The 1,945-nt window shown below is 52.0% G+C and carries 2 protein-coding genes; both read left to right on the top strand.

The features are described 5' to 3' along the window. The first annotated feature begins 132 nt into the window (after positions 1-132). A complete protein-coding gene (locus tag Q0628_RS08980) occupies positions 133-1,134 on the top strand; it encodes a tetratricopeptide repeat protein (RefSeq protein ID WP_298770264.1) in 1,002 nt (333 codons plus the stop codon). Positions 1,135-1,255: 121 nt separating this feature from the next. After that, the coding region (locus Q0628_RS08975) for a tetratricopeptide repeat protein (RefSeq protein WP_298770263.1) at positions 1,256-1,945 on the top strand (690 nt) is incomplete at its 3' end.

Raw genomic sequence — 1,945 nt, 5'->3', positions numbered from 1 at the left:
GCTTTCGCCTTTGCCTAGGTTAACGGCTAATATAGTAGATGCAACGGCAACGGTTAAAAGAACATATACGCCTACGAAAATCTTGCCGAACTTTACCACCGTAGCGGTCAGCTGGACAGTTGCGCTGCCGTTGTGGAATACGCCCTTTCGCAGTACCCGGTCAACGTGAAGCTTTTGCTGTTGCAGGGTTACATGGACGAATACCAGGGCCATTTCGATGCCGCCGAAAAGATTTACCAGCGCATTCTGGCCTTCATGCCCGATTACGCTCCGGCACGCGAAGCGGTCTCTACTTTGGGCGAAAAGTCTCCTCCGGGTCCGGGTAACGGCGTGGTGCTTTCTCCGCAAGACCGTGCCCAGACGGCGCTCGATATCTTGGAACCCATGGTCGACAAGTATCCCGAAAACCTGCCGCTCAAGGAAGCTCTTGGCCGTGCGTACTTGAAAGGTCGCCAGTTCGATTTGGCCCGCAAGCAGTTCCAGGATATCCAAAAGGTCGATCCAGAATACCCTGACATCCAGCAGCGCATTCAGGAATCGAATATTACGAGGCCGGCTCCCATTAACAAGAACGACGGCTTGACTGCGAACTTGAACCGCGCTGTCGATAGTCTGCGCGAAACGATGGCCCCGTCTGCCGTTCATGATTTCTCGACGATGCTTGGCCATTATGTGGTGCGCTACGGTGCGACTCCCAAGGAATTCTTCAAGAAGTATTCTATCGGGAACTTTAGGCCCGTGGCAAAGAACGTGTGGCAGGAATCGTTCTTTGTTGCTCCTTACATGCACACCTACACGGTCGTCTTTGATTCCCTGAATCATTTCCGCGAAGTCCACGTGGTCGTTTACGATTCTTCTTCGAACTCGAACCATTTCGGAATCGCGCCCGAAATCTACACGAGACTCCTGAAGCAGAATTCCAGAATCTCCGGCATTGGCAACAGCACGGGCGAAACCGATTGTGGCGATGGCCTGATTATCGATGCCGCCGTGTGGGAAACGCAGGACAACTTTGAAATGCTTGCCCGCGTGGTGGGTAAACCGGCCGAAGTCCGCATGGTCCGCTTTGACAAGTCCGCGCTCCCGCCGGGCCTCAAACTGTGCGACTACACCAAGTATCTGAATGAATTCTAGAGAAGAACGTTAATGAGTGATGTGAAATGTGGAGTGTGTAATGAATAATTTTACATCACTCATCACACATCGCACATCTCACATTTTTTTTAGCCTGCATTTTTGTATCTTTATCCTCGTGATGCGATTCCGCTATATGGCGCTTGTAATGTTCGCCCTCGTGTTCGAGGGGTGTACTTGCTGTGCCTACCTGAACCACATGTTCAATGCGGAACGCCTGGATGAGCAGGCAGCCGAAATGCGTGCCGCCCGACTCGACAGTATTCCGGATAGCGAAAATTCCCTGCCCGGTTCTGAAGAGCGCCAAAAATACGATAAGATTATCGAAAAGGGCTCCCGTGTGCTGGAGCGATTCCCCAAGAACAAGAAACGTACCGCCGAGGCCGTGTTCCTGATTGGTGAAGCTTTCCGCCATAAGCATGAATGGGGCAAGGCCATTACCAAGTACGACGAATTCGAACGCTATTTTGCCGACCACGATTCCATGAAGGCGGTGGAATACCAGCGTGCCTATTGCCTTTACCGTAACCACGAATATAATATCAGCCGTTTTGCCCTGGAACCGGTGATTGCTTCCAAGGATCACCCTTATTATTTCCAGGGACTGAATCTTCTTTCGCTTTTGGACGAACAGGCCGAATTCCCGGACCAGGCCATTGCCTCCTTGGAAGCGGTGCTGGCCGATACGGCCGGTACGCCCTTTATGCGTGGCAAGGCGCACTTTAGACTGGCTGGCCTGTACTACAAGAAAGAAAACTGGGACAAGGCTCGAGAACATTATACCGCCAAGGAAATCAAGGAACTGAACCCG

It is taken from the genome of uncultured Fibrobacter sp. (assembly GCF_937877005.1).
Lineage (GTDB): Bacteria > Fibrobacterota > Fibrobacteria > Fibrobacterales > Fibrobacteraceae > Fibrobacter.
Note: the sequence above shows the minus strand (reverse complement) of the source record. Positions and strands in the feature narration are given on the sequence as shown.